The organism is Pseudomonas sp. RIT409, assembly GCF_003052515.2.
Taxonomy (GTDB): domain Bacteria; phylum Pseudomonadota; class Gammaproteobacteria; order Pseudomonadales; family Pseudomonadaceae; genus Aquipseudomonas.
The window spans coordinates 53,721-79,011 of sequence record NZ_QARE02000012.1 but is presented as its reverse complement, the minus strand read 5'-3'; the positions used below and the strand labels follow the sequence as shown (position 1 = coordinate 79,011).

The window sequence follows — 25,291 nt, the reverse complement described above, 5'->3', positions numbered from 1 at the left end:
AAGGCACTGACCGTCGGCGCCGTCGCCTGGGTATTGCCGACGGGGTTCGCTGGAGCAAAAACGATGCACGCGCTCGAGACACTGCTATTGCAGCGCAATGACTGGGTACCGAACAATCCGATCCTACCGGTGCTGCATTACCGCGACGTCGTTACCGATGGCGATGTCGCTTCGGCCATGGAAGCCTTGTTCACCCGCAATGGCTGGAAACCGGCATGGCGGGACGGTGTGTTCGATTATCACCACTACCACTCCACCGCCCATGAAGTACTCGGCTTCGCCGCGGGCAGCGCACGGCTGATCCTGGGAGGCCCACAGGGCGTGGAGGTCACCGTGAACAAGGGTGATGTCGTGCTGTTGCCTGCCGGGACGGGCCACTGTCGGTTGTCGGCCAGCGAAGATTTCCTGGTGGTGGGCGGCTATCCGCCGGGCCAGAACTGGGACATCTGCCGGGAGGCGCCGACCGAGGCGATGATCGAGCGCATCGCGCGTCTGCCGTTTCCGAACAGCGACCCAGTGACCGGGAACCACCCTCCGTTGACGGCCCACTGGCAGGGTCATTGAAAAGTCTTGGCCAGCGTGTGTCCAGTCGGCACCCTCAAGACCAAGCCAATGCGATGCGGCTTTCGAAAGCCCGCGCCTGGCCGGTGACCGGATCCGTAAAGCGCAGCCCTTGCGCCAGCAGCTTCAGCGGCTTGTCATAGTCGTCGACAGCGTCTTTCACGACCTCGGGGTAAAACGGGTCATTGCAGATCGGTGCGCCCAGCGCCGCCATGTGCACGCGCAATTGATGCTTCTTGCCCGTCACCGGAAATAATCCGTAACGGCACAGTTCGCCGTGGCGCTCACAGACCTCTATCCGGGTTTCGGTGTTGCTGGGCCCGTCCCCTTCCGTCATGCGAAAAAAAGGTTCGCCATCCACCAATCGGCTTTTATGGACGCGGGGAAACGCCAGTGCTGGCAGCGCACGCGCAATGGCTTCGTAACGTTTTTCGATGCGTCGCGTCGGGAACAACGCCTGATAGGCCGAACGACTGCCCTGGTTGGCCGAGAACAGCACCAGCCCAGCCGTGTGGCGGTCGATACGGTGCAGCGGTACCAGGTGCGGATTGTCGAGTGTGCGAATCAAGCGCCGCAACAACGTTTGCTCCACGTATTCGCCGGACGGGGTGACCGGCAGAAAATGCGGTTTGTCCGCGACGACCAGGTGTTCATCGGCGTAAAGGATCTGCTCCTGGACCGGGATCGGCGTCTCGTTGGGTACTTCGCGGAAATAGTGGATGCGCAGCCCTTCACGGTACGGCAGATCCAGCGCGACGGGCTGGCCCTGGCCGTCGAGCACACGCCCCCTTAGGAAGCGGTCCACCCATTGCTCTCGGCTGATCGCACTAAAGCGCGCGCACAGGCAGTCGAGCACCGTCAGCCAGGGGCCTGGCGGCAGATACAGGGTGCTGGCCTGGCTGGTGGCGGGTAGGAATGCAGAATCGGACATGGGTCTCTCGGAGGTCATGGCGTGAAGAGACAGCATTATCCCCTCAAGCGGCCGTCAGGCGCGAGCCATGCTGGCACGCGACGTTATGTCGCAGCGCAATCCACTACCAGTTGTCTGACATCTACATGACGACGGTAGCCGCTGGCATTCCTTTGTTCTAAAATGTTGCTAAATCGGCACGCAGGGGCGAAACCGAACGACCACGAACATCTTCGTGATCGAACCCGAAAGCCCTGCCAGACCTGAATTCCATAAAAAGAAAGCCCGTCCTCGACGGGCTTTTTTCGTTTTCAGCGTTTGCACCCCGCGCCCTGCGCGACCGCCGAACCGTAGCGTCGGCCCTGAACGCACCCGTTGCTCTTGGCCCACGACAGATTTCGTTTTGCAAACTTGAGGTTACGCCATGCTGGTTCAACTGTTTCAATGGATCAAACGCCTGTCCACCGGTACGCCGGCCGAAAGCGAGGACAACTATTCGCAGTCGTTTTCGGGTGAAGAACATGACGTCGGTCGCTGGACCTTCATGTCGGTGTTCATCATTTTCACGCTGAGCCTGTACATCGTCGCGGGGCTTGGCTACTACGCCAAGGTGCATGTCTGGGACGGCATGACCGAAGCCCAGAAAGAAGCCGTCGCCAAGGCGATGGTGGTCGACACCCAATACCTTTGAGGACTGCGACTGAACCGCTTCGAGCGCTCAGTCCCTCAAGAACATCACCACCTGACCGGTGTCGAACGGCCAGTCCAGCTCGGCGCCGGTGTCCACACGGCGCAGTACTGGAATGCGCAGGCTGTAAGCGTCAGTCAGGGCGTCACTGTCTGCGATATCGACCAGTTCCACCATCAGGCCATGCTCGACGAGCGTCATGAGCTCCGCCTCGGCGACCTCGCAGAGGTGGCATCCCACGGTGCTGAACAGCTGACATTCCGGCGGCATGAGGAAAAACCTCCCTCCAGAGAATTTCACGAACTGCGGCCAGTTTAGGCCCGCCCTGGAATAGCGTCGAGCCGGAAGCGACGTCGGGAAAAATCATTGGAAAGGTCCAGCAGCGGCTTCTCGAAGCAGCGGTAACCCACCCAGCCGTAACACAGCACCGCCATCAGCATGACCAGGGTGAACAGCACGTTGTCCAACAGGCTGTTCGGCCAACCACCGAACAACTGCCAGAAGCGGCCAACGACACCCAGCACCAAAAGGTGCGACAAGTAGAGGGTGTACGACATGTCTCCCACCGCCACCAACGACGAAGGCATCTTCACCTGCCGGCGACGCTCCAGCAGGGCCAGCCCCAGGACCAGGACGCCGAACACGGCGCCGACTGCACACATGCGCAACATGCCCTGCTCGTCGAACAGCCGGTAATACCCAATCAGCGCCACCCCGGGTACTAGCGCTACCGCGAGTGCACCGAAAATCATCGGCGTGGTGATCCGTGCGCAATGGCGACTGTAAAAAAGCAGCGCCAGCGCGACGCCAACAATGAACTCCAGCGCGTAGGGATGAAGAACGATTTTCAATGCGGCGTTGTAGTCCTGCCAGGTGTCGACGCTGTTGAAGCTCATCAATGACAACGCCCACGCCGCCAGAAACACCGGCAGCCATCGTTCGCGAAACAGCATCAGGCCAGTGAACACCAGGTAGAACCATAGTTCGAACAGCAGCGACCAGGCCACCATGACCAGCAGCACCTTGTCGTTGGGCAGCAACAGAAAGGACATCAGCAGATTGGACGAGCCATGCGTGCTGTTGACCAGGCTCGGCTGTAACCACACCGCCACCCACGTCAGAAAGAAATAAAGCCAGTATGTGGGGTAGATTCTCGAAGCTCGGTTGAAGAGAAAGCGTTTGGACTCGGCCACCTTCTGAAAACGCCCACGGCTGACAATCACCATCACGAAACCACTGATGATGAAGAACAGGTCCACTCCCAACTGGAAGAAATCCAGCCAGGGCGGGAGGAGAACGTCCCCGCCGGCATATTTGCCCTCGACGGCGGTCATGTGGAAAAGCACCACCCCCAGCACCGCCACGCCCCTCAGCGCTTGAAGGGAATAGATTCGCTCCATCGACTTCTCCTACAACAGACGTGCCCATGAGGGCGACGACAAATCAGGAAAGTCGAGAGGCAGGGCTGCTGTTGCCCTGCCCACTCGCTTTGCCGACAAGCATAGCCAATGGTCAGCTCGGTCGAGCGTTACGTTGGGACGAAGCTCAGGCTCAATCGTGACTGACTGCCCCGATCATGTGGATCGACAGGTCAGCGCCGTAAAACTCTTGCTCTTGCGTCAAACGCAGGCCCAGGCACTGCTTGATCAGGCCATAGACCCCAAACCCACCGGCAAGCGCGATGAACACCCCTGCCAGGCTGCCGATGATCTGGCTGACCAGGCTGACGCCACCCAAGCCTCCGAGGGAGACCTGGCCGAAGATGCCGCAGGCGAGTCCACCCCAGACGCCGCACACGCCGTGAAGCGGCCAGACACCCAGCACGTCGTCGATTTTCCAACGCACCTGAGCCGCTGTAAAACACCAGACGAACAACGCGCCGGCGACCGCGCCAGTGATCAGCGCGCCGACCGGATGCATCAGGTCGGAGCCCGCGCACACGGCCACCAGTCCGGCCAGGGGGCCATTGTGCAAAAAGCCGGGGTCATTGCGCCCGACCAGCAAGGCGGCGACCGTCCCCCCTACCATCGCCATCAACGAGTTGACGGCGACCAGACCGCTGACGCCTGCCAGCGTCTGTGCACTCATCACGTTGAAGCCAAACCAACCCACGATGAGAATCCACGACCCCAGCGCCAGGAAGGGTATGCTCGACGGCGGATAAGCGATCAACTTACCGTCGCGGTATCGACCGTTACGCGCCCCGAGCAGCGTGACCGCGGCCAACGCCAGCCAGCCCCCTACGGCATGCACCACGACCGACCCGGCGAAATCATGAAAACCGGCGCCGAAGCTGCGCGACAACCAAGCCTGGATGCCGAAGTTGCCGTTCCACACCACGCCTTCGAAAAACGGGTAGACGAAGGCGACGATCAGCACCGTCGCACAGAGTTGCGGAGTGAATTTCGCGCGCTCGGCAATACCCCCCGAGATGATGGCCGGGATCGCCGCAGCGAACGTCAGCAGAAAGAAAAACTTCACCAAGGCGTAACCATGATCGGCAGCCAGGGCACTGGCTGGCTGCAGAAAGCTCACGCCATAGGACACCCAGTACCCCATAAAGAAATAAGCGAGGGTCGATACGGCGAAGTCGCTGAGGATTTTCGACAAGGCATTGACCTGGTTCTTCTGCCGAACGGTGCCGACTTCCAAAAAGGCGAAACCCGCGTGCATGGCTAAAACCATGACGGCACCGATCAGAAGGAACAGGGTGTTGGAACTGTGAACCAGGGTATTTACCGCACTTTGCATATTTTCCATCGAGGGGCAGGCCTGCAAGATGACGACGGCCCTGCGTCAAGCACCGAAACCCACCGCTCAAACGCACCAAGTTTGCGCAGGAAAATGCAGCACGTACCGAAACGGCGCACCACATTAGGAGAAGGACGATGACCACAGGGGCATGAGTGTTGATTTTTTGAGTTAGCTGTCCAGTTATCAGCGGTCCCGCCGATGCGCACGCCCTCCTTTAGGGCAAGCCGCCTCACTGGCGCACCACCGAAAAGCAAAAACTGTACCGGCGCTCAATGTGGCAATTGGAATGAACCTTCGCAAATAGGCCATACTCGAAAACCATTATTGCCACCTCAACGGAGAACACCATGGCTCGCCCGACACCAGAGAAAGCCCAGGATATTTTGATGGCAGACTTCCAGACACTGGTTGCCGACACGGAAAAGCTACTGGCGCACACGGCGTCTCTGGCAGGAGAACAGGCCGATGAGCTGCGGGACCAGATTCAGGAGAGTCTGCTGCGCGCTCGCGAAACATTGGCACTGGCCGAAGCCACGCTGCGCGAGCGCAGTAAGGAAGCGGTCGTCGCCACCGAAGAATACGTTCAGAACAATCCCTGGCAATCGGTAGGTATCGCCGCTGGCGTAGGCTTCCTGCTGGGTCTGCTGGCCACAAGGCGTTAAAGGCTATGACAGTGGAAACAGGTCCATCCGCCCCGGATCAATCCTCCTCGCCGCGCCGTCTCGGTGCCGCGTTTCTCGGTTTGCTGCACAGCCACATCGAGCTTTTCGGCATCGAGCTTCAGGAGCAAAAGGCTCGTACGGTCAGCCTCCTGCTGTTCGCGGGCCTGGCTTTGGTGTTCGCACTGTTGTTGCTCATCGGGCTGTCCGCGTTGCTGTTGATTCTGGTGTGGGACACCTACCGGCTCAGCGGCATCATCGGCCTGTGTGCGTTCTACACCTTGGCAGCGCTGTTCTGCGCGATGCGGCTGAGATCCGCGATCTTCGATGAATCCTCGCCCTTTCATTCCACCTTGGAAGAACTGGCCAATGATCGTGAGCGACTGATGCCATGAGCCACCCCGACTCGCCTCAAACCCATAACCGTCGAGAGTTGCGCAAGGCGCTGATCCGCCTGCGCATGGAAATGCATCGTCAGGAGATACGTCACGAGTCTGCGCAGCTGATGCGTCCCCTGCATCGGATGCGTGGCATGGCGCATGACCTGCCCGGTTCACTGGGTATCAAGCACGGTCCCCTCTGGGGAGTGGGTCTCGTCTCGCTGCTCGGGTTTCTCACGGGAAAACGAGCGCGTAGCAAACAGGCTGGAAGTGTGACTCGGCTGATCAAATTCAGCGCCAGCGTGCTGCCTATCATCCGGCTGATCCTGCAGACCTCCGGCCGTCGCCACTGAGATGGCCATTTGGCTGCATTCTTGCAAATAAATTTCATCCGCCCCGCCTCGATGGTCATGTCGAGTCGGGGCGTGTTTTTTTGCCTGAATAACAAAGCCAATATTTTCTGAGGAGGCCATGTGATCGATGGGCAACCGCTAGCCTGTTTTCAGCCGTTCATCGATACCGCCACCGGTCGTATTGCAGGGATAGAGGCCTTGGGACGCCTGCGCCAGGAAGACGCCCGATTGCTGTCAGTCGGCCCGCTGTTCGCCGACCCCAAACATCCCGCCGCCGACCTGCGTCGGCTGGATCGGTTGATCCGAGACGATGCGCTCAGCCGTCTGCACGAGGCGCCGAGCGACTGGTTCCTGAGCCTGAACATTTCCCCTCGCTGGATCAGCCGCCTTCGCCCAGGGCAGTCGCTGCCCAGCCTGTTGCAACTCAAGCGACATGGCATCCCGGCTCATCGCATCGTGTTCGAGATCACTGAACTGGGTGGCGACAGCCAGCGCCTGAGCGACGTGGTCGCGCGTTATCGAGAAGCCGGCGCCAGAATCGCCATCGATGACTTCGGAGCGGGTTACTCCCAGTTGGATCGGGTGTTGGCCTTGCAGCCAGATATTCTCAAGTTGGACATGCGTCTGTTTCAGGCGGCGGCGAGGGGCGGTCCTAGCAGTGACGTGGTCAAAGCCTTGGCTCAGATGGCCGAGAAGACCGGTTGCTGGATCATCGCCGAAGGGGTGGAAACCGAAGCCGAATTGCATTTCGCGCTGGAGTGCGGATCGCGGTACGTGCAGGGCTTTCTCTTCGCCCAGGCCGAACAGCACTTTTTCGCCGCCGATGCGTTCGTCGAGCGATTTGCCCAGTTGCGCGATCGCTACGTCATGGAAAAAGTGGTCGAGCGCGAGCGCTTGATGAACCTGCGCAAGCAGCTCAGCCAACTCATGACACGATTGCAGCGCTGGGCCGAAGGCAACGCGCCACTGAGTGATTTACCGAACGTCGAGGAGTTCCCGTGGCTGCTGCGGTTCTACCAATGCGACCGCCACGGAACACAACTCACGCCCAACCTGGAATGGCGCCAAGGCGCCTGGCTGGCGGACGCCCGCTATCTGGGCCACAACTGGTCGTGGCGGCCCTACTTCTATCATCTACTGGCTGAAGGCTGGCATGAGCGGCGACTGACCCTGTCCAACACTTACCGCGACGCCACGAGCAATCAGTATTGCCTGACAGCAGGCCAGTTTTTCGACAATGGCCAGCGTCTGCTGTTGATTGACGTCGACGCCGCAGGCTTTTGACGCGCCACCCAGGCCATCTTCTGCTTGCAGCCCGATACACGAACCGGGAAGCTAGGCCGGTCATCACCCGTTGGAGTACCGGCCTTGGATTGGCACACCCTGCTCACGCGCGAGCGTCTCGGCAAAACCCTGCACAGCCCGGAAGAACTGGGGCGCAGCCCGTTTCACAAAGACCACGACCGCATTATCTTTTCCGGCGCGTTCCGTCGCCTGGGCCGCAAGACGCAAGTCCACCCGGTCACCAGTAACGATCACATCCACACACGCCTGACCCATTCTCTCGAAGTGAGCTGTGTGGGCCGCTCATTGGGCATGCGTGTCGGTGAGACCCTGCGCAGCGCGTTGCCCGAGTGGTGCGACCCGAGTGACCTGGGCATGGTCGTTCAATCGGCCTGCCTGGCCCATGACATCGGCAACCCGCCGTTCGGGCATTCGGGAGAAGATGCGATCCGCAACTGGTTCAAACAAGCCGCAGGACGTGGCTGGCTGGATGCGATGAGCGACGTTGAGCGCAACGACTTCCTCAATTTCGAAGGCAATGCCCAAGGCTTTCGTGTGCTGACGCAACTGGAGTATCACCAGTTCGAAGGAGGGACCCGCCTGACGTACGCCACACTTGGCACGTACCTCAAGTACCCGTGGACCGCCCGTCACGCCGACTCGCTGGGCTATAAAAAGCACAAGTTCGGCTGCTACCAGAGCGAACTGCCGATCCTCGAACAGATCGCCCATAAATTAGGGCTGCCGCAGATCGAGGACCAACGCTGGGCGCGCCATCCGCTGGTGTACCTCATGGAGGCTGCGGACGACATCTGCTATGCATTGATCGACCTCGAAGATGGCCTGGAAATGGAGCTGCTCAATTACCCGGAAGTCGAGTCGTTGCTGCTGGGCCTGGTGGGCGACGACTTGCCCGAAACCTACCGGCAACTCGGCCCGGATGACTCGCGTCGCCGCAAACTGGCGATCTTGCGTGGCAAGGCCATCGAGCACCTGACCAACGCCGCCGCGCGGGCGTTCGTGGAGCAGCAGGACGCATTGCTCGCCGGTACGCTTCAGGGCGACCTGGTCGAGCACATGGAGGGCCCCGCGAAGCGTTGCGTGCTCAGCGCAAAAGACATGGCCCGCAAAAAAATCTTCCAGGACAAGCGCAAGACGCTCCACGAGATCGGCGCCTACACCACGCTGGAAATCCTGCTCAATGCGTTCTGCGGAGCGGCACTGGAGCAGTACGGTGGGCACACCCCCTCGTTCAAGAGCCGACGCATCCTCGATCTACTGGGAAACAACGCGCCGGACCCCCGATGGCCCCTGCACACCTCGTTCCTGCGTGTCATCGACTTTATCGCCGGCATGACCGACAGCTACGCCAGTGAGATGGCGCGTGAGATGACGGGGCGCTCGAGCCCCGTTTAAAGAATGCCCTGATCGCATAAAGCCCGAAATCCGACTGGAGATCGGGCTTTTCTTTTGGGTGTTTCCAGAAAGGAAAACGCCATCTTCGGAAACGTCCTACACGTTGACGAGAGGAGTCCTATCGCCGACTCCAATGCGCTGTCGAATAATCCGCCGACCACAATGCCGTGTGGACCGGCCCCGACACCCGTCCACGGCGCCTCTATCACAGCAATTGCCCATGCGATCCTCAGCGCACAAGCGCTTCGGTTGCCCTGCCCCCGCCTGGAATCTTTCAATGCCCACAGACACGCTTCGAATCTTGTTGGTAGAGGATCATCCGTTTCAGCTCATCGCGCTGCAGATCCTGCTCAATAACCATGGCCTGTATCGGGTGACCCCCGCGCTCAATGCCGAAGAAGCGCTGGTCGCGCTGGAGCGCAGCGCCAAGCCCTATGACGTGCTGCTGTGCGACCAGCGCCTGCCGGACATGAGCGGCACCGAGCTCATCGACATTGCCACTCAGCGCAAACTGGTGAGTCACGCGGTGTTGCTCAGTGGGCTGGAGAACGCCGAATTGAAAGATCTCACCCGGGCGGCAGTCGAAAGAGGCGTTCCATTACTCGGGTGCCTATCGAAACCCTTGAACACACTGGAGCTATTGCAACTTATTTCGTCCCGATACGGTGACTGCTGATCGATACGCAGCATCTTATTGTTCGCTGCCGCGCTTCTTCGCCCAATAACGCCACCATTCAGCCTTTTACCGCCTCCCGTTAAACGCGGTTATTACTGCGCGCGGAATTCGGCGTGTTTAATATTTGTAGTACCGCCCTTATGCACATGTAGGAACATTCCCAATCGAAATAAACACGCTTTCACTGATAACTTTTTTCACTCAGAATCGGTGCCAATTTTTAAACGCCAATGGGCGATAAGAGCACTGACGTACGGCAATACTCTTATTTTTGTAGGACTCTTCCTATATTCAGCCATCGCGTGATTATGTTCATGCGCGCGCCCACACCGCTGGGAAAACGTGCGCACCCTCTTCGCTGCCTGTTATGGATTGCCTTATGAACTCAGTTTTTATCATCGATGATCATCCCGTCATTCGCCTCGCCATCCGCATGCTGCTGGAAAATGAAAATTACGACATCGTCGGCGAAACGGACAACGGGGTCGACGCCATGCAAATGGTCCGCGAATGCATGCCCGACCTGATCATCCTCGACATCAGCATCCCCAAACTGGACGGGCTGGAAGTGTTGGCCCGCTTCAACGCGATGAACCTTCCCTCGAAAATCCTGGTCCTGACTGCCCAGGCGCCGACGCTGTTTGCGATACGCTGCATGCAGTCAGGCGCGGCCGGTTATGTCTGCAAACAGGAAGACCTCAGCGAACTTGTCAGTTCGGTGAAGGCGGTTCTTTCCGGCTACAATTATTTTCCAAGTCAGGCACTCGGCACGGCCACTCATCTCGGCGGTGATCCGCACGAACTGGAGCGCTTCAAGCTGGTGAACGATCGGGAATTGATGGTTCTCCAATTATTCGCCCAAGGACGAACCAATAAGGAAATTGCCAAAGGCATGTTTCTCAGCAACAAGACCGTCAGCACCTACAAGACCCGTCTGATGCATAAACTGAAAGCCAAGACCCTGGTAGAACTTATCGAGATGGCAAAACGCAATTCTTTAGTGTGAGAAACAGGATGTCGAAGGGAATAAAGGATTATTGGACAATCATCGCGTTCGTATGCCTGAGCCTTGTTGCGCAGTTACAAGCCACAGCGGCTGAACGCTACGCCCTCTTGAGCCGCTCCAACCCTGCGCACATGGATGTCGCGCTGGACCGGGCTCAATGGCAATGGGTACGCAGCCAACGCGAACTGGTGCTCGGCACTTCGGCGCCAGATTACCCACCCTTCGACATGACGCCCACCGGCCATGACTATGAAGGCCTGACGGCAGATTATGCGGGCATCCTGGCCAGGGCGCTGGATCTTCCCATTCGAGTGCTGCGCTATGAGACCCGCGATCAGGCCATGGAAGCCCTGCTCAAAGGAGAGATCGACCTGCTCGGCAGCGCCAACGGCTACGAAGCCGCCGCAAGGAACATACGGCTTTCTTCGCCCTATGCCGTGGACCAACCGGTACTGGTCACCCGCACTGGTGAGTCCCGAGGGCTGAACGATGGTCTCAATGGCCTGCGCCTGAGCATGGTCTACCACTACTTGCCACCCGAAGACATCAGCGCCCTCTACCCCAAGGCGCGCCTCCAGACCTTCCCTTCGTTCCAAAGCGCGATCAACGCCGTGGCCTTCAACCAGGCCGACGTCTTTCTCGGCGACGCGATTTCCACACACTATGTCATCAGCAAGGGCTACCTGAACAACGTGCAGATGGCCAACTTCGGCAAACATGAACCCAACGGCTTCAGCTTCGCGGTCAACGCCGACCACCCTGCCCTGCTGGACATCGTCAACAAGGTCCTCAAGGGCATCCCGATCGATGAACGGATCGCCATCTCCAAACGTTGGGGCGCTGGCGCAGACCGGCACCTGACCGACCAGAAACTGCAACTGACCCAGCGAGAAGAGCGCTGGATCGCGCAACACCCGACCGTACGCGTGGTGATCAACGACGCGTACGCGCCGCTGACCTTTTTCGATACGAGCGGCAACTTCCGCGGCGTCACTGCCGATCTACTGGACCTGATCAGGCTGCGCACCGGACTCCGCTTCGAGGTTTCCCATGCGCCTGGGATGGGGGAGATGATGAACCGGCTCAGCCAGGGCCAGGCCGACCTGATCGGCGCCATGGTGCCCAGCGACGAGCGGGAAAACCGCTTCAGCTTCAGTCGCCCTTACATGGACAGCGCGTTCGTTCTGGTCACGCGCAAGGACCCTTCCAGCCCCTCCAATCTGGACCAGTTGGAGGGCAAGCGCGTGGCGCTCAACCTCGGCAGTCCGACGCTGGATTACCTTCAGAAGAGTTATCCGCACATCTATCCGGTGGAGGTCGATAACCCGGCCCAGGCATTGGACATGCTGTCCCATGGCCGGGTGGAGGGCGCGATCACGTCACTGTTCAGCGCCAGTTATTTCATTGCTTCCCGCGGGTTGCAGGATACGTTGCAAATGCGCGTGACCGTCGGAAAGGAGCCCGCCCGCATTGCCATGGCCACTTCCCGCAATGCCACGGAACTGAGCAGCATCATCGACAAGGCGCTGTCGAGCATTGCGCCCGAGGACCTGGCCGTCATCAACAATCGCTGGCGGACCTACATCCCTGCGGGGCGCGGCGCCTGGCAGGATTATCAGTTGCTGGTCTATCAGATCCTCGCCGGCGCCGGCCTGCTGCTGCTCGGATCGCTGGCGTGGAATGCGTGGATGCGGCGCCAGATCAAACAGCGTGAAAAAGCCGAGCGCGCGCTCAACGATCAGTTGGAATTCATGGGCGCCATGGTCAACGGCACTCCCCATCCCATTTACGTCCGGGATCGCGACGGCCTGCTGCAAATGTGCAACGAAAGCTATCTGACAGCGTTCTCCGCCCAGCGCGACGACGTGATCGGCAAAAGCATTCTCGAAGGTGTGCTCAGCGATGCTCAGGAAGCCAGGCAATACGTTGAGGATTATCGTCAGGTGATGGCCGACGGCGTTCCGTTGATTCTCGACCGCTCCTTGCACATCGACGACCGCCCCCTGACCATCTATCACTGGATCCTCCCGTTCAGAGATTCACTGGGCAAGGTGCAGGGCATCATCGGTGGCTGGATCGACATCAGCGAGCGACGCCAGTTGATCGAGCAACTGCAGAGTGCCAAGCAGCAAGCGGACGATGCCAACCGTGCCAAAAGTACCTTTCTGGCCACCATGAGCCACGAGATCCGTACCCCGATGAATGCCATCATCGGCATGCTCGAACTGGCGCTCAAACGCGCCGACCAAGGACAGTTGGATCGTCCGGCGCTCGAGGTCGCGTACGATTCGGCCAGAGACCTGCTGGAGTTGATCGGCGACATCCTCGACATCGCGCGAATCGAGTCGGGCCGTCTGACACTGAGCCCCGAACGGGCCAATCCGCAAGCGCTCGCGGAGTCCGTCGTGCGGGTGTTCGACGGTCTGGCCCGACAAAAGGCCCTGACACTGCATCTGGACCTGGACAGCCGGGTCAATCTGGACGTATTGATCGACCCGTTGCGCTTCAAGCAGATCCTTTCGAACCTGATCAGCAATGCCATCAAGTTTACCCCTCAGGGCCAGATCCGCATCACGCTTCACGCCGAAGAGGCCGCCAGCGAGCAACAGGTCCGCCTGCACGTGGCGATCCAGGACAGTGGCATCGGCATCAGCGCAGCGGATCAGGCGCGCCTGTTCGCCCCTTTCGCCCAGGCCGACAACACGGGGCAAATGGCTCGCAGCGGCGCGGGGCTTGGCTTGGTCATCTGTCGCAGCCTGTGCGAAATGATGGGCGGAACCCTGACACTCGACAGCGAGCCCGGCCAGGGAACACGGGTAGAGATGATCTTCGACCTGACCTGTCTCGAGCCCGTGGCCACCACCCCGGCAATGAGGGATCACACCGAAAACGAAAGGACCACACTGGCCATTCTGGTCGTCGACGATCACCCTGCCAATCGTCTGCTGCTGTGTCAGCAGCTGGAGTTTCTGGGGCATCGTTGCGACGTGGCCGAGCAGGGAGCCCAAGGGCTCGAGCGGTGGCAGGCCCGCCATTTCGACTTGGTAATCGTCGACTGCAACATGCCGGTGATGAATGGGTACGATCTCGCGCGTGCGATTCGCAGCCAGGAGCACGCGACCGGCCGGACGCCGTGCACCCTGCTGGGATTCACCGCCAATGCCCAACCCGAAGAAAAGCAGCGCTGCCGCGACGCCGGCATGGACGACTGCCTGTTCAAACCCATCAGCCTGACCGCACTCAATGACCGCCTCGCGCGCATCCCCCCCACGCCTGCAGCGAAGGCACCGGAGGCGAGCCAGCTCCCCTTTGAAATGGACAGCATTGTGACGTTGACCGGCGATCGGCCTGAGATGATCGAGCACTTGATCAAACAGCTGATCAGCAGTTGCCGTGACGACGCCAACGAATTGCGGGAGGCGATTTCACGGGGCAATCGGCAGGGCATTCACGACACAGCCCACAAGATCAAGGGTGCTGCCCGGATCATCAGCGCCAACGAAGTCATTGCGTTGTGCACGCAGCTTGAGCAGGAGTGCGACGCCGGCGAGCCGATCGCCGTCATCGAGCGGTGCGGGCAAGCCTTGAAAGTCGCCATGGAAACCCTCGAGAAAGCATTGCTCCAGCACCGTCGAGGCTAGGTGCGTGCTGAGCAGGGAAAGTTCATCGCCTAATGCATCATGTTGTATAGTCGCGCCTGCAATGCCCACTTCACCTGGTGACCCATGTCCTACCCACTCGACGCCATCAACCACACCTATCTGGGTAGCAACGTGTATGCCCAATTGCGCAATGCGCTGATCACGGGCGGGTTGAAGCCCGATGACCGGCTGCGCATCCGGGAGCTGGCGAGTCAGCTGGGCACCAGCGTGACTCCTGTCAGGGACGCCATCCTGCAGTTGGCCAAAGAGAAAGCACTGGTGTTGAAGACGCCCAAGGACATTCGCGTCCCGGTGCTCGACAGCGCAGCCTATCTGGAGATCCGCACCCTGCGTCTGAACCTTGAAGGCCTCGGGGCCGAAACAGCCGCACGTATCGCGACCAGTGCCGACCTGCAGCGAATCGAGGCCAACATCCAGTCGAACCTCGAAGCGATCAATAACAACGACCTGACGCAAGCGTTACGGTTGAACAGTGATTTTCACTTCCTGCTGGCCGACACGGCTCGCATGCCGGTGCTGCGGGGGTATATCGACAGTTTGTGGATGCGCGCGGGTCCCCTGATCGCCCAGGCCTACGTTCACTTCTCGCTGACCATGGCGATCGAGCACCACCAGGAAGTGCTTCACGCATTACGCAATCAGGACCCGGCGGCGGCGCGTCATGCCATTCAGACCGACATCCTCGACGGCAATCAGAAAATGCTCGAATTCATCGCCGTCAGTCAGGAAGCATTGGCCGAATAGCTTTCCGCAAGGATTTTGATTGACATACAGGTCACTCAAAAAACATGATGCATCAAACTTCACTAACGAGTGAGCAGGCTCATGAGCGAGAAAAAGAAGCTGTTGTTGACGGGTGCCAGTCGAGGCATCGGTCACGCCACCGTGAAACATTTCAACGCAGCCGGCTGGGAAGTCTTCACCGCGTCCCGCCACGACTGGGTGGCCGAGTGTCCCTGGGCCGAGGGCCTGTTGAATCACATCCACCTGGACCTCGAAAACATCCAAAGCGTCACGGACAGCCTCGCTGATATCAAGGCTAGGCTCGGCGGACGTCTGGACGCCTTGGTCAACAATGCCGGGGTGTCCCCCAAGGGGCCTGAGGGCAGCCGTCTGGGGGTGCTGGAAACGGACTATGCCACCTGGGTGCAAGTGTTCAATGTCAATCTGTTTTCCACCGCCCTGCTCGCCCGCGGCCTGTTTGACGAATTGAAAGCCGCCAAGGGCAGTATCATCAACGTAACGTCCATCGCCGGCTCGAAGGTGCATCCTTTTGCGGGCGTGGCGTACTCCACGTCGAAGGCCGCCCTTTCCGCACTGACGCGGGAAATGGCTTACGACTTTGGCCGTCATGACGTGCGCGTCAACGCGATCGCACCTGGTGAGATCGATACATCGATCCTTTCCCCTGGCACCGCAGAAATGGTCGAACGCCTCGTTCCGATGCACCGTTTGGGCAAACCCGAAGAAGTCGCATCGCTGATCTATTTCCTGTGCACCAGTGGCGCGTCCTATGTGAACGGCTCGGAGATCCATGTCAACGGTGGTCAGCATGTCTGACACGGCAAAGTCCGCTTCTCTCTGCGCACAACTGATGACTACCGAAGTACCGCGGGTGAGTCTCCACGAAGCGGAGCGGGTTGCCCTTGATCAGTACGGCTTACGTGGACCGATCGAGCAACTCGACGGAGAGCGGGACCTCAACTTTCTGATCCGGGACAGCCGTGGCGCCTTCGTCATGAAGTTCGTCAACCCTGCTGAAGCCCGCGAGGTGACGCGGTTTCAGACCGACGCACTGGTGTACATCGAACGCCAGGGCAAACACTTGCCCGTTCCTCGCGTACTGGCCGCCCGGACAGGGGACTTCGAAGCCCGCGTGCTCATCGCCCAGCAGGCACTGACGGTGAGAGCCGTCAGCTACCTTGACGGTATCCCGCAAAATCTCGGCACTCCCAGCGTGGCGCTGATGCACGAACTGGGCGCGACCCTCGCACAGGTCAACCTGGCCCTGAAAGGCTTTGCGCCACCGGCGGCCCACCGTTACCTGCTGTGGGACGTTGGCCACGCGGAACGCGTACGTCCGCACCTCATTTTTCTGGACCAAGCGCAGCGCCCCCTGGTGACGACCCTCCTCGACCACTATGAGCGCCAGGTCAAGCCGCGCCTATCGGCGCTCAGGGCCCAAGTGATTCACAACGACCTGAACCCACACAATGTGATCCTCGACCGCGAGACCGGGACGCGCGTGGCGGCGATCATCGATTTCGGTGACGCCTTGTACGCGCCCTTGGTCAATGAACTGGGGACTGCCCTGTCCTACCAGTTCGACGCTGATTCGACCGATCCACTCTGGCGAATCAAGGCCTTCACCGCGGCCTACAACGCCCACATCCCCCTATTGCCGGATGAATTGAACATTTTGGGCGATCTGATTGCTACGCGCATGGCCATGGCAATCACCATCGCCCAGTGGCGCGCTTCGCTGTATCCGCAGAATCGCGCCTACATTTTGCGCAATCTGTCGGTGACCTGGCGCAACCTGCAGGGATTGATGGCCCTGCCGAGCGGGGCACTGACCCAAAGCCTGATAGACGCCTGCACACCGGAGGCCCTGTGAATACCGAAGCCACCCCACTCCTCGCCCGTCGTCGCCAAGCCTTGGGCGCAAGTTACCGGCTGTTCTACGAAGAGCCCTTCGCTCCGGTACGAGGTGAGGGTGTCTGGCTGTATGACCAGCACGGCACGCCTCACCTGGACGCCTATAACAACGTCGCCTCCATCGGCCATTGCCATCCGGCGGTGGTGCAGGCTATCGCCGAGCAAAGTGCGTTGCTCAACACCCACACCCGCTACCTTCACCCCTCCATCGTCGATTACGCGGAGGATCTGCTCAGCGAATTTCCCCCACCCTTGAACAACCTCACCCTGACTTGCACCGGCAGCGAGGCCAACGATCTGGCGTTGCGGGTGGCGCAATGCGTGACGGGAGGAACCGGGATGCTCGTGACGCGCTGGGCGTACCACGGCGTGTCGAACCTGCTGGCGCAACTTTCTCCGTCCCTGGCGACCGGCCTGCCGACCGCCTCCCATGTCAGGTTGATCGATGCGCCCGATACGTACCGCGGCAATACCTTCGTTGAGAGCGTCACCGCAGCATTGGAGGATCTGCGCGCGCACGGCATCCGACCTGCCGCGCTGCTGACGGACAGCATCTTTTCCAGCGACGGCGTCTTCACGCCAAGCCAGGGTGAGCTGGCGCAGGCCGCGCAACGGGTACGTGCGGCAGGCGGTCTCTACATCGCCGACGAGGTGCAGGCTGGCTTCGGCCGCACGGGGGCGCACCGCTGGGGATTCCAGTGCGACAGCGTGATTCCCGATCTGGTCACCCTGGGCAAACCGATGGGCAATGGCCACCCTGTCGCGGGCGTGGTCGGACGCGCCGAGCTGTTCGACGCGTTCGGCCATCAGCAACGCTATTTCAACACTTACGGTGGGAATCCAGTGTCGTGCAAGGCGGCCCAGGCGGTGCTCGACGTCCTGCGCCAGGAAGACCTTCAGGCCAACGCGCAGCGAGTCGGCGAGTACCTTCGACAAGGTCTGCATGACCTTGCTGTCCGCCACCCTGCGATCGGGGACGTTCGCGGCCAAGGCTTGTTCATCGGCGTCGAACTGATCGACTCGCCCGCCACACGCCTCCCTGCCACGGCATTGGCCAGCCACGTGGTCAACGGTATGCGACGCAGACAGGTGCTGATCAGCGCCACGGGGCCGCGCAGCAATGTGCTGAAAATTCGTCCACCACTGGTGTTCACCCGCGAGCACGCCGACCTGCTGCTGGAACGGTTGAGTGCGACATTGGCCGAACTGCCTTGACTTCCAGGGTTAGCGGTAGGGCAAGCGCGGTAGCGCTGCGCCTCGTCGCGCATGAGTGGTCTTTAACCCGGGTCGACCAAGGTTGGTAGCGGTGCCACGGTCTCAAACAGGGCGCCGCAGCACAGCCGCGGTGCATTTCCCGGACGATTTGAAGTAAAACCCGAGGAAATGATGGGCGTGAAGGAGTGGCACAATTTCTGCTTCGAACATGATGCATCATGTTTTGAATATACGGGGGGGGGAACCTGAGATGACCCGCAGCAACGCAGAGGCCTTCGTCAGTTTTCGAGGCGTGGAAAAGAGCTACGACGGTTTCAAGACAGTGGTTAAACAGCTTGACCTGGACGTGACGCAGGGCGAATTCCTGACGTTGCTCGGCCCATCCGGCTCCGGGAAGACCACCAGCCTCATGATGCTCGCCGGCTTTGAAAGCCCCACCCAAGGCAGGATCTACCTGGACGGCAAGGCGATCGAAAGCGTTCCCGCGCACTTGCGTGGCATTGGCATGGTGTTTCAAAACTATGCTTTGTTCCCGCACATGACCGTCGCGCAAAACATGGCCTTTCCGTTGGAAGTGCGACGGATCAACCGGCACGACATCCGCGCGAAGGTCAAGCGGGCGCTGGAGATGGTGCGCCTGTCCGAACTTGCTGACCGCTACCCCAGCCAATTGTCAGGCGGCCAGCAGCAGCGCATTGCACTGGCCAGGGCGCTGGTGTTCGAACCACGGCTGGTGTTGATGGATGAGCCGCTGGGTGCGCTGGACAAGCAATTGCGCGAACAGATGCAGCTGGAAATCCGCCGCCTCCATCGCGAGCTCGGCCTGACCGTGGTCTTCGTCACTCACGATCAGTCCGAAGCGCTGACGCTGTCTGATCGCATCGCGATCTTCAACGATGGGGTGATTCAGCAGGTCGACACCCCGCAGGCGCTGTACGAGCGTCCTGCCAATACCTTCGTCGCCACCTTCATGGGCGATACCAACGTGCTGCCCGGAAAACTCGACTCGCTCGACCCCGACCGGTGTCGCGTACGCCTGGACGCCGGTCAGCAGGTGTTCGCACGTCGCACGCCAGGACTGGTCGACGGCAGCCGCACCTCGCTGTCGATCCGATCCGAACGGGTCACCCTGGATGGGGATGAGCGTTATGACAGCCGCCTGAGCGGGCGGATCGAAGAATGCCTTTACCTGGGTGACCACGTGCGCATCCGGCTGCGCGTGGGCGACAACCCCGATTTCAACGTCAAGGTGCCCATCGCCCAGATGCAACCGCTCTGGCGCGAAGGTCATTGCCTTTCTGTCTGTTGGCACAGCGCCGATGCCTCGGCGCTGGATGCGACCCCTGCCTAAACCTCCGAACCTCGATGCCTCAGGAAACTCGCCATGCTCAAGCCATTTGCTGCAATGACCCTGTTGACCGCCCTCCTCACGTCCGCCGGCTCAACGAGCGCCGCTGAACCGCTGACCGTCATCTCGTTTGGCGGCGCCGCCAAGGTGGCGCAGGACAAAGCGTTCTACCAGCCCTTCAATGCCACCGCAAAGGGCACCATCCAGGCCGGGGAATACAACGGTGAGATGTCCAAGATCCGCGCGATGGTCGAAACCGGCCAGGTCAGTTGGGACGTCGTTGAAGTCGAAAGCCCTGATCTGGTACGCGGCTGTTCCGAAGGCCTGTTCGAGCCCCTGGACTGGAGCAAGATTGGCGAACCAGGGCAATTCGAAAAGAGCGCCGTCAGCGAGTGCGGTATCGGCATGTACTTCTGGTCGACCGTTCTGACCTACAACGCCGACAAACTGAAAACCGCCCCGACCGGTTGGGCAGCTTACTGGGATACCAAGACCTTTCCCGGCAAGCGTGGGCTGCGCAAAAGCGCCAAGTTCACGCTGGAAATTGCCCTGCTCGCCGACGGGGTGAAGCCGCAAGATCTGTACACGGTGCTCTCGACCCCGGAAGGCGTTGACCGGGCGTTCAAGAAGCTCGACCTGATCAAACACGACATTCAATGGTGGGAGGCTGGCGCCCAACCGCTGCAATGGCTGGTGGCAGGCGACGTGGTCATGACCACCGCGTACAACGGTCGCGTGACCAGCGCCCGGAATGAGGGGCACGCCTTCACCATCGTCTGGGACCAGAGCCTCTATGACCTCGACAGTTGGGCCATCGTCAAGGGCTCGCCGCACAAGGCCCTGGGTGAGCAGTACATCGCTTTCGTCAGCCAGCCCCAACAGCAGAAAGTGTTCGCCGAGACCATTCCGTATCGCCCTACCAACAAACAGGCCATGGCGCTGCTGGACGCCAACACGCAGAAAAACCTGCCGGATATCGAGAAAGGGCTGCAGGTGAGCACACAGTTCTGGATCGACCATGGCGAAGAACTGGAACAGCGCTTCAACGCCTGGGCCGCGCGCTGAACGCCACCCTTCCCAAACCCGACACTGCTGTGACGAGGAGTCGCTCATGCCTGACGCCCTGACGTTGGAACCACCGATGCCTGCCAATGCGCCTCGCGACCTTGCCTGGCGGATCCGCGCGGCGCGGCGTAGCCACACACGGCGCTCCATCATGCTGCTCTTACCCTTGCTGACGCTGTTGCTGGTGGGCTTCCTGACACCCATCGGCGGGCTGTTGACCCGCAGCGTCGACAACCCGGAAGTGGCCACCGCCCTCCCCCGCACACTGTCGCTCTTGGCACAGTGGGACGGCCAGGCGGTGCCGGGTGAAGCGGTGTTCGGCGCGTTCGCTGAAGACTTGCGCAACGCACGAAGTCGGGGGCAACTGTTTGCGTTGAACCGACGCCTGGGCTATGAAAGCCAGGCGTTGCGCAGCATCCCTGCGGCAGTCCTGAGCAAACTGCCTGCCCCTGGCGAACCCCTGCGCGAACGCTTGCGCCAGGCGGTTCCAGCCCTCGATGACGTTCAAACCTGGGCCACGTTCAAAGCACTCGGGGCGCGCTATACCAGCCTTTACTGGCTGTCGGCGTTCGATCTGAAACGCGAAGCGGGCCAGATTCGCCCGGTCGACCCAGGCAAGGCATTGTACCTGGAAGTTTTGCAACGCTCACTGGCGATCGCGGGGCTGGTGACGCTCCTGTGTGTCGTGCTGGGCTACCCATTGGCGTACTGGCTGGCTCGCCAGCCTCCCCGGCGCGCCAATCTGTTACTGATATTCGTGTTGCTGCCGTTCTGGACATCCTTGATCGTGCGCACGGCCAGTTGGATCGTGATGCTGCAATCCGGCGGCCTGGTGAACGACACGCTGATGAGTCTGCATGTGCTGGAGAAACCCCTGGCGCTGGTGTTCAATCGAACCGGCGTGCTGATTTCGATGACTCACATCCTTCTGCCGTTTCTGATCCTGCCGCTGTACGCAGTGATGAAGGGCATCGATCCGCGCTACACCAATGCAGCAATTTCACTCGGCGCTCACCCGCTGACCGCCTTTCGCCGGGTGTACGTGCCGCAGACGTACGCCGGCGTCGCCGCGGGTGCCCTGCTGGTGTTCATCATGGCGATCGGTTACTACATCACCCCCGCGTTGCTGGGCGGCCCCGGCGATCAGATGATCAGTTATTTCGTGGCCTACTACACCAACACCACCATCAATTGGGGCATGGCGACGGCCCTGAGCAGCCAGTTGTTGATCATCGTGCTCTTGCTGTACTGGGTGTACACCAAAGTGTCACGCTCCGCGCACACACCTGCCTGAGGAACCTGCCATGAAAAATGTCGATCCTTGGGAGATGCGCCTGCTGCGCCCGTTGCTGAGCCTGTACAGCCTCTGCATGTTGCTGTTCCTCATCGTGCCCATCCTGGTGATCGTGCCGCTGTCGTTCAACGAAGGCTCCTTCCTGACCTACCCCCTCAGTGGTCTGTCGCTGCGGTGGTACCGAGAGTTCTTCGGCTCCGGCGAATGGATGCAGGCCGTGGGCAATAGCCTGAAAATCGCCCCCCTCGCCACGTTGCTTGCGACCGTTCTGGGGACGTTGGCGTCGGTGGGCCTGTCTCGGGGCGAGTTCAAAGGCAAGGCACTGATCATGGCGATCCTAATCTCGCCCATGGTCGCCCCGGTGGTCATTGTCGCGGTCGGGTTGTATTTCTTTTTTGCCCGTCTGGGTCTGCTCAATACGTACACCGGCCTGGTGATCGCCCATGCAGTGCTCGGCGCGCCCTTCGTGCTGATCACGGTGAACGCCACTCTGGAGGGCTACAATCGCAACTTCACTCGAGCGGCTGCGAGCCTGGGCGCCTCGCCGTGGTACGGTTTTCGGCGCATCACCCTCCCCCTCATTGCACCCGGCGTGCTGAGCGGCGCGCTCCTGGCGTTCGCCACCTCGTTCGATGAGGTCGTGGTGACGCTGTTTCTTTCGACCCCGGCGCAGAAGACGTTGCCGATCCAGATGTTTGCCGGAATCAAGGAAAACCTGAACCCGACTATTGCCGCCGCCGCCACCCTGATGGTCGCTAGCGCACTGCTGCTATTGCTTACCATGGAAGCGCTGCGTCGGCGCAACGAGCGTACCCGCGGCTCATGACGCCCGGACACCTTACGGCTGCGATGCAGGATCGTACTTCACGGCTCGGCGGACGAATGACTGTCCATGACCTGCGTCATCGCCGCGGCGTATCAAGGAAGAGGCAGCCGCCGGGGTTAGCTGGTAGACTGCGCCCCGAAATTACCTAAGAGGAATGCTTCATGGCCACTAACCGCTCCCGTCGTCTGCGCAAAAAACTCTGTGTTGACGAGTTCCAGGAACTGGGCTTCGAGCTCAATCTGGAATTCAAAGAGGGTCTGGACGACCAGGCGATCGACGCCTTCCTCGACGCATTCCTGACCGAAGCCATGGACGCCAATGGCCTGGATTACGTAGGCGGTGACGACTACGGCCTGGTCTGCCTGGCAGAACGCGGCTCGGTCACCGAAGAGCAACGGGCCACCGTCGAAGCCTGGCTCAAGGGCCGCAGCGAAGTGACCAAAGTCGAAGTCAGCCCGCTGCTGGACGCCTGGTACCCGGAAAAGCCGATCAATCCGGCTTCCTGATCCGCCCGCTGCACGCGCCGACGAAAACCGCCCCCTGGGGCGGTTTTTTCATGGGGGCGCGGAATGGCCCGGAGCCGACGTTGATCCTTCGGCGCAACGAACGCCTTTCAACGCGTTCATGACGCCCCCAGCCAGGCACCTACAAAAATAGCCGCTTCTGACGGCGGTTTCCCGGCGCAAGTCACGCCACCTTGGGGCATAATGCCGCACAGGATCGGGCGACCCTCCATTTTCCGCGACAAACAGCTTCGGGTTCCGGTCCCTGTTCAGGTCACGAGGGAATTCATCCCCTCATTGTTCCCCTCTTTCTGCAGTAGGGTTTTATTGAATGATCAAATCTTTGCGTCCGCTGTTGTTCGCCTCCCTGCTACTGCCGTTTTCCCTGTCCGTTTCCGCTGCACCGGTCAACACTGCGCTGCCGCCCAAGGTCGCAGCAGCGCTGAAGGCCAGCAAGCTCGATAACAGCGCCCTGTCGCTGGTGCTGCTGCCACTGACGGGTCCCGGTACCCCGACCGTCTACAACGCCGACGTTTCGGTCAACCCGGCTTCCACGATGAAGCTGGTCACCACCTATGCCGCGCTGGAAATGCTCGGCCCGACCCACCAGTGGAAAACCGAGTTCTACACCGACGGCACGTTGAGCAACGGTGTCCTGCGCGGCAACCTCTACCTCAAGGGTGGCGGCGACCCGAAACTCAACATGGAAAAGCTCTGGCTGCTGATGCGTGATCTGCGGGCCAACGGTGTGCAGCAGATCACCGGCGATCTGGTGCTGGACCGCAGTCATTTCATCCAGCCGCAATTGCCGGTGTTCGACGACGACGGCAACGACAAGAACAAACCGTTCCTGGTCCGCCCCGACGCCCTGATGGTCAACCTGAAGGCGCTGCGCTTCGTGACCCGCAATGACGGCGGCAAGATTCTGGTGTCGGTGGAACCGCCGATTGCGGCCATTCACATCAACAACCAGGTGAAGGCCCTGGCGTCCAACAAATGCACGGGCGACGTGCTGTACAACCCGGTGCCCGACACCGATGGCGGCATTACCGTGACGGTGTCCGGTCAGTTGGGGGATGGCTGCAACTCGCAGACCTACCTGTCGCTGCTCGATCACCCGACCTATACCGCAGGCGCCGTGCGCGCGATCTGGCAGGAACTGGGCGGCACAATCCTGGGCAAGGACCGTCTGGACGTGGTCCCCGGCAGCGCCAAGCTGTTGGCCAAGGCCTACTCGCCGGACCTGGCGGAAATCATCCGCGACATCAATAAATTCAGTAACAACACCATGGCCCAGCAACTGTTCCTGAGCCTGGGGTCGGAATTCCGCAATGAAGCCGACGGTGACGACGCCAAGGCGGCGCAACGGGTGATCCGTCAGTGGCTGGCGAAAAAAGGCATCACTGCCCCGCACCTGGTGATGGAAAACGGTTCGGGCCTGTCCCGCGCAGAACGTGTGAGCGCCAGAGAGATGGCGCAAATGCTTCAGGCAGCCTGGAACAGCCCTTATCAAGCCGAGTTCATGAGCTCACTGCCGCTGGCGGGCATGGACGGCACCATGCGCAAACGCCTCAAGCGCACTGCATTGCGCGGCGAAGCGCACATCAAGACGGGCACATTGAATACCGTACGGGCCATTGCCGGCTTCAGCCGCGACAGCAACGGCAACACCTGGGTCGTGGTGGCGATCCTCAACGACTCCCGTCCATGGGGCGCGTCGTCGATCCTGGATGAAGCCTTGGTCAGCATGTTCAACCAGCCAAAGCTGGCGAACACCACGCTCTCCCTGCAGCAGCCTTGACCGCCCAGGCGTGCGCCATCTTGACGATGGCGCATGCCTTTCACCAGCGCTGGCCGAGGCCGAGTAACTCCGCATTCTGCTTGCGCCACCCTATCAGGCAGGGGTCGTCGCGATGTCCGGGAAAGCTGCTCTCGATACTCGATTCCGCCTTGACCGGGGCGGGTCGGTCGCTGCCCCCGATGATCCACCCTCTTCGCCACCAACAAGGTGGAGAACGACGCCTCCAGCCCCC

Annotated in this window: 24 protein-coding genes; 20 read left to right on the top strand and 4 right to left on the bottom strand. The window is 60.5% G+C overall.

From position 1 onward, the window contains the following. The first annotated feature begins 63 nt into the window (after positions 1-63). Complete coding sequence (locus DBP26_RS16265; protein WP_108238633.1) at positions 64-564, top strand: cupin; 501 nt, start codon at positions 64-66, stop codon at positions 562-564. Between the two features lie 34 nt (positions 565-598). Here the strand turns inward: DBP26_RS16265 and DBP26_RS16260 are convergent, their stop codons facing one another. Then, positions 599-1,492, bottom strand: coding sequence for a pseudouridine synthase (locus tag DBP26_RS16260; protein WP_108238632.1), 894 nt, complete (start codon positions 1,490-1,492; stop codon positions 599-601). Between the two features lie 403 nt (positions 1,493-1,895). On the opposite strand from DBP26_RS16260, the gene DBP26_RS16255 reads away from it, so the two are divergent. Continuing rightward, a complete protein-coding gene (locus DBP26_RS16255; RefSeq protein ID WP_108238556.1) occupies positions 1,896-2,162 on the top strand; it encodes a hypothetical protein in 267 nt (88 codons plus the stop codon). 27 nt (positions 2,163-2,189) lie between these two features. On the opposite strand, the gene DBP26_RS16250 is transcribed toward DBP26_RS16255, so the two are convergent. From DBP26_RS16250 to DBP26_RS16240, 3 genes are all read right to left on the bottom strand, one after another. Further along, positions 2,190-2,429: a glutaredoxin family protein gene (locus tag DBP26_RS16250; protein WP_108238555.1), complete on the bottom strand. Its 240-nt coding sequence runs from the start codon at positions 2,427-2,429 to the stop codon at positions 2,190-2,192. A gap of 44 nt (positions 2,430-2,473) precedes the next feature. Continuing rightward, complete coding sequence (locus tag DBP26_RS16245) at positions 2,474-3,559, bottom strand: acyltransferase (protein WP_108238554.1); 1,086 nt, start codon at positions 3,557-3,559, stop codon at positions 2,474-2,476. Between the two features lie 151 nt (positions 3,560-3,710). Beyond that, positions 3,711-4,919 (bottom strand): ammonium transporter, encoded by a 1,209-nt coding sequence (locus tag DBP26_RS16240; RefSeq protein ID WP_108238553.1) that lies wholly within the window; start codon positions 4,917-4,919, stop codon positions 3,711-3,713. 341 nt (positions 4,920-5,260) lie between these two features. Here DBP26_RS16240 and DBP26_RS16235 point away from each other — a divergent pair, with 341 nt between their 5' ends. The 18 genes from DBP26_RS16235 to dacB all read left to right on the top strand — a co-directional run bounded on the left by DBP26_RS16235 (position 5,261) and on the right by dacB (position 25,059). Next, positions 5,261-5,575 carry a YqjD family protein gene (locus DBP26_RS16235; protein ID WP_108238552.1) on the top strand — a complete coding sequence of 105 codons (315 nt, stop codon included), beginning with the start codon at positions 5,261-5,263 and terminating at the stop codon, positions 5,573-5,575. Positions 5,576-5,580: 5 nt separating this feature from the next. Further along, positions 5,581-5,967 carry a phage holin family protein gene (locus tag DBP26_RS16230; RefSeq protein ID WP_108238551.1) on the top strand — a complete coding sequence of 129 codons (387 nt, stop codon included), beginning with the start codon at positions 5,581-5,583 and terminating at the stop codon, positions 5,965-5,967. After that, positions 5,964-6,305 (top strand): hypothetical protein, encoded by a 342-nt coding sequence (locus DBP26_RS16225; RefSeq protein WP_108238550.1) that lies wholly within the window; start codon positions 5,964-5,966, stop codon positions 6,303-6,305. Before DBP26_RS16230 ends, DBP26_RS16225 begins: the two co-directional genes overlap by 4 nt. A gap of 120 nt (positions 6,306-6,425) precedes the next feature. After that, on the top strand, positions 6,426-7,589 hold the full coding sequence (locus DBP26_RS16220; protein ID WP_108238549.1) for an EAL domain-containing protein: 1,164 nt from the start codon (positions 6,426-6,428) through the stop codon (positions 7,587-7,589). Between the two features lie 84 nt (positions 7,590-7,673). Next, positions 7,674-9,005, top strand: a complete 1,332-nt coding sequence (locus DBP26_RS16215) for a deoxyguanosinetriphosphate triphosphohydrolase (RefSeq protein ID WP_108238548.1) — start codon at positions 7,674-7,676, stop codon at positions 9,003-9,005. A gap of 277 nt (positions 9,006-9,282) precedes the next feature. After that, on the top strand, positions 9,283-9,681 hold the full coding sequence (locus tag DBP26_RS16210) for a response regulator (RefSeq protein WP_108238547.1): 399 nt from the start codon (positions 9,283-9,285) through the stop codon (positions 9,679-9,681). Between the two features lie 379 nt (positions 9,682-10,060). Beyond that, entirely contained in the window at positions 10,061-10,687 is a 627-nt protein-coding gene (locus tag DBP26_RS16205) for a response regulator transcription factor (RefSeq protein WP_177411065.1), read from the top strand. Between the two features lie 131 nt (positions 10,688-10,818). After that, a complete protein-coding gene (locus tag DBP26_RS16200) occupies positions 10,819-14,328 on the top strand; it encodes a transporter substrate-binding domain-containing protein (protein WP_256600871.1) in 3,510 nt (1,169 codons plus the stop codon). Positions 14,329-14,412: 84 nt separating this feature from the next. After that, positions 14,413-15,093, top strand: a complete 681-nt coding sequence (locus tag DBP26_RS16195) for a GntR family transcriptional regulator (RefSeq protein WP_108238544.1) — start codon at positions 14,413-14,415, stop codon at positions 15,091-15,093. An 81-nt stretch (positions 15,094-15,174) separates the two neighbouring features. Then, positions 15,175-15,909 (top strand): SDR family oxidoreductase, encoded by a 735-nt coding sequence (locus DBP26_RS16190; RefSeq protein ID WP_108238543.1) that lies wholly within the window; start codon positions 15,175-15,177, stop codon positions 15,907-15,909. Then, entirely contained in the window at positions 15,902-16,966 is a 1,065-nt protein-coding gene (locus DBP26_RS16185; RefSeq protein ID WP_108238542.1) for a phosphotransferase, read from the top strand. Before DBP26_RS16190 ends, DBP26_RS16185 begins: the two co-directional genes overlap by 8 nt. Then, positions 16,963-18,222 (top strand): aminotransferase class III-fold pyridoxal phosphate-dependent enzyme, encoded by a 1,260-nt coding sequence (locus tag DBP26_RS16180; RefSeq protein ID WP_108238541.1) that lies wholly within the window; start codon positions 16,963-16,965, stop codon positions 18,220-18,222. Before DBP26_RS16185 ends, DBP26_RS16180 begins: the two co-directional genes overlap by 4 nt. Before the next feature lie 250 nt (positions 18,223-18,472). Continuing rightward, positions 18,473-19,573, top strand: coding sequence for an ABC transporter ATP-binding protein (locus DBP26_RS16175; protein ID WP_108238540.1), 1,101 nt, complete (start codon positions 18,473-18,475; stop codon positions 19,571-19,573). A gap of 54 nt (positions 19,574-19,627) precedes the next feature. Continuing rightward, positions 19,628-20,635 carry an ABC transporter substrate-binding protein gene (locus tag DBP26_RS16170; RefSeq protein WP_256600873.1) on the top strand — a complete coding sequence of 336 codons (1,008 nt, stop codon included), beginning with the start codon at positions 19,628-19,630 and terminating at the stop codon, positions 20,633-20,635. Between the two features lie 46 nt (positions 20,636-20,681). Continuing rightward, on the top strand, positions 20,682-21,929 hold the full coding sequence (locus tag DBP26_RS16165) for an ABC transporter permease (RefSeq protein WP_108238538.1): 1,248 nt from the start codon (positions 20,682-20,684) through the stop codon (positions 21,927-21,929). A 34-nt stretch (positions 21,930-21,963) separates the two neighbouring features. Further along, complete coding sequence (locus DBP26_RS16160; protein WP_256600875.1) at positions 21,964-22,755, top strand: ABC transporter permease; 792 nt, start codon at positions 21,964-21,966, stop codon at positions 22,753-22,755. A gap of 161 nt (positions 22,756-22,916) precedes the next feature. Continuing rightward, positions 22,917-23,261 carry a YggL family protein gene (locus DBP26_RS16155; RefSeq protein ID WP_108238536.1) on the top strand — a complete coding sequence of 115 codons (345 nt, stop codon included), beginning with the start codon at positions 22,917-22,919 and terminating at the stop codon, positions 23,259-23,261. Between the two features lie 328 nt (positions 23,262-23,589). Further along, a complete protein-coding gene (gene dacB / locus DBP26_RS16150) occupies positions 23,590-25,059 on the top strand; it encodes a D-alanyl-D-alanine carboxypeptidase/D-alanyl-D-alanine-endopeptidase (protein ID WP_108238535.1) in 1,470 nt (489 codons plus the stop codon). Positions 25,060-25,291: the final 232 nt, after the last annotated feature.

What these genes read in the sequence shown, in the direction of transcription:
- DBP26_RS16195 (WP_108238544.1), top strand. Translation starts at nt 14,413, where the DNA reads ATGTCCTACCCACTCGACGCCATCAACCACACCTATCTGGGTAGCAAC.
- DBP26_RS16255 (WP_108238556.1), top strand. Translation starts at nt 1,896, where the DNA reads ATGCTGGTTCAACTGTTTCAATGGATCAAACGCCTGTCCACCGGTACG.
- dacB (WP_108238535.1), top strand. Translation starts at nt 23,590, where the DNA reads ATGATCAAATCTTTGCGTCCGCTGTTGTTCGCCTCCCTGCTACTGCCG.
- DBP26_RS16225 (WP_108238550.1), top strand. Translation starts at nt 5,964, where the DNA reads ATGAGCCACCCCGACTCGCCTCAAACCCATAACCGTCGAGAGTTGCGC.
- DBP26_RS16155 (WP_108238536.1), top strand. Translation starts at nt 22,917, where the DNA reads ATGGCCACTAACCGCTCCCGTCGTCTGCGCAAAAAACTCTGTGTTGAC.
- DBP26_RS16160 (WP_256600875.1), top strand. Translation starts at nt 21,964, where the DNA reads ATGCGCCTGCTGCGCCCGTTGCTGAGCCTGTACAGCCTCTGCATGTTG.
- DBP26_RS16170 (WP_256600873.1), top strand. Translation starts at nt 19,628, where the DNA reads ATGACCCTGTTGACCGCCCTCCTCACGTCCGCCGGCTCAACGAGCGCC.
- DBP26_RS16250 (WP_108238555.1), bottom strand. Translation starts at nt 2,429, where the DNA reads ATGCCGCCGGAATGTCAGCTGTTCAGCACCGTGGGATGCCACCTCTGC.
- DBP26_RS16260 (WP_108238632.1), bottom strand. Translation starts at nt 1,492, where the DNA reads ATGTCCGATTCTGCATTCCTACCCGCCACCAGCCAGGCCAGCACCCTG.
- DBP26_RS16175 (WP_108238540.1), top strand. Translation starts at nt 18,473, where the DNA reads ATGACCCGCAGCAACGCAGAGGCCTTCGTCAGTTTTCGAGGCGTGGAA.
- DBP26_RS16230 (WP_108238551.1), top strand. Translation starts at nt 5,581, where the DNA reads ATGACAGTGGAAACAGGTCCATCCGCCCCGGATCAATCCTCCTCGCCG.
- DBP26_RS16240 (WP_108238553.1), bottom strand. Translation starts at nt 4,919, where the DNA reads ATGGAAAATATGCAAAGTGCGGTAAATACCCTGGTTCACAGTTCCAAC.
- DBP26_RS16165 (WP_108238538.1), top strand. Translation starts at nt 20,682, where the DNA reads ATGCCTGACGCCCTGACGTTGGAACCACCGATGCCTGCCAATGCGCCT.
- DBP26_RS16190 (WP_108238543.1), top strand. Translation starts at nt 15,175, where the DNA reads ATGAGCGAGAAAAAGAAGCTGTTGTTGACGGGTGCCAGTCGAGGCATC.
- DBP26_RS16205 (WP_177411065.1), top strand. Translation starts at nt 10,061, where the DNA reads ATGAACTCAGTTTTTATCATCGATGATCATCCCGTCATTCGCCTCGCC.
- DBP26_RS16200 (WP_256600871.1), top strand. Translation starts at nt 10,819, where the DNA reads ATGGATGTCGCGCTGGACCGGGCTCAATGGCAATGGGTACGCAGCCAA.
- DBP26_RS16185 (WP_108238542.1), top strand. Translation starts at nt 15,902, where the DNA reads ATGTCTGACACGGCAAAGTCCGCTTCTCTCTGCGCACAACTGATGACT.
- DBP26_RS16235 (WP_108238552.1), top strand. Translation starts at nt 5,261, where the DNA reads ATGGCTCGCCCGACACCAGAGAAAGCCCAGGATATTTTGATGGCAGAC.
- DBP26_RS16265 (WP_108238633.1), top strand. Translation starts at nt 64, where the DNA reads ATGCACGCGCTCGAGACACTGCTATTGCAGCGCAATGACTGGGTACCG.
- DBP26_RS16210 (WP_108238547.1), top strand. Translation starts at nt 9,283, where the DNA reads ATGCCCACAGACACGCTTCGAATCTTGTTGGTAGAGGATCATCCGTTT.
- DBP26_RS16245 (WP_108238554.1), bottom strand. Translation starts at nt 3,559, where the DNA reads ATGGAGCGAATCTATTCCCTTCAAGCGCTGAGGGGCGTGGCGGTGCTG.